The organism is Paracidovorax sp. MALMAid1276 (assembly GCF_049198005.1).
Lineage (GTDB): Bacteria > Pseudomonadota > Gammaproteobacteria > Burkholderiales > Burkholderiaceae_C > Acidovorax.
In genome coordinates, this window is sequence record NZ_JBMIRS010000077.1 from 1 (window position 1) to 1,238 (window position 1,238).

General features: G+C 47.7%; 2 protein-coding genes. Both read left to right on the top strand.

Translation table 11 applies throughout. The features are described 5' to 3' along the window. Positions 1 to 715 (top strand): RHS repeat-associated core domain-containing protein (locus tag ACOQFS_RS04805; RefSeq protein ID WP_421561774.1); only part of this gene is annotated, 715 nt, incomplete at its 5' end. Positions 716 to 723: 8 nt separating this feature from the next. After that, positions 724 to 1,125, top strand: a complete 402-nt coding sequence (locus ACOQFS_RS04810) for a hypothetical protein (protein WP_421561775.1) — start codon at positions 724 to 726, stop codon at positions 1,123 to 1,125. The last annotated feature ends 113 nt before the right edge of the window (positions 1,126 to 1,238 follow it).

Sequence of the window (1,238 nt, forward strand, 5' to 3'; positions counted from 1 at the left end):
CACCCAGCCCAACGGCCTGCCGGAAGAGCTGAGCGACAACAACGGGCACCTGGTGTGGACAGCGCAATACAGCACGTGGGGCAGCACAGTCCGGGAGGAATGGCAGAGCTATGACGAGTCAGGCAGGCCAGTTCTGCAGCCACAACAGCACCTGGCCAACCAGACAGCGCAGCTGCAGCAGAACCTCCGAATGCAGGGGCAGTACCTGGACAGGGAAACGGGGCTGCACTACAACACGTTCCGGTACTACGACGCGGATCTGGGGGCGTTTACGACGCCGGATCCGATTGGGCTGGCGGGCGGCCTGAATTTGCATGGGTACGCCCCGAATCCACTCAGCTGGATTGATCCTTGGGGGTGGAGCTACTGTCCAAAGTCCGATCGTTATAGAAATGATCAGACTGGGAGATTCGATAAGGACCCTAGAATAAAAGCACCGTCGTCCATTCAAGATCGCATGACCATGGAGGCCGCCAAGAAAGGAGCTGGCACAAAGATCATGGATAACATGAAGAATGAGCGATATAAAGGATGGGAGAAATGGGAATACAAGGTTAAATCCGCAGATGGGCGAAATTCGGTAGTTCACTATGTACGAAATCCACAAACGGGGAAGGCTGCGGACTTTAAATTCAAGGCAAGAACCTCTGATGGCATCGGAAATTATGCTAAAAAAACTGAGCCAAGAATCCCCTCTGGCGACGCACCCAGATAGTTGAAAATATGAAAGTCAAGGCAGTCACTCAAGAAATTGACGATATATTTTTCGAAGAAAATTTAATAGGCTTCGCATTTTCAAGTGTTTATGAAAATATTCAAATCGACAAAGAATATGTTGTCCAAGCAGTGGTTTTTTGGAAGAGTATTCCCTTCTATTACATATATGAATATGATGAGGATTCTTATCCAAAGCCGGTTTGTTATAAATACTTTGCGGTGATTGATGATAGTCTGCCGCAATGTTGGAAACTAATAGTGGATAGAAATTTGATTGGCGGTTTTCAATCATTTTTGATTTTTAAAGAATGGGCGGAGAATATTGAACTTTATGAGCGTTTAGTCGATGGTGATGAGCAAGCGCTGGAAATTTTCACAAAATACAGAAATCTGTTAAGGATGTCCTGAACAACTCGAATTCGCGAGTGCTACCAGGCCGCCGTTTTCAGATGCCGCGACGGTCGCCCTTTTTCCTGCATGCGGGCCTTGTTTTTGGGATGCGCTGAGACATTTGTCACCGC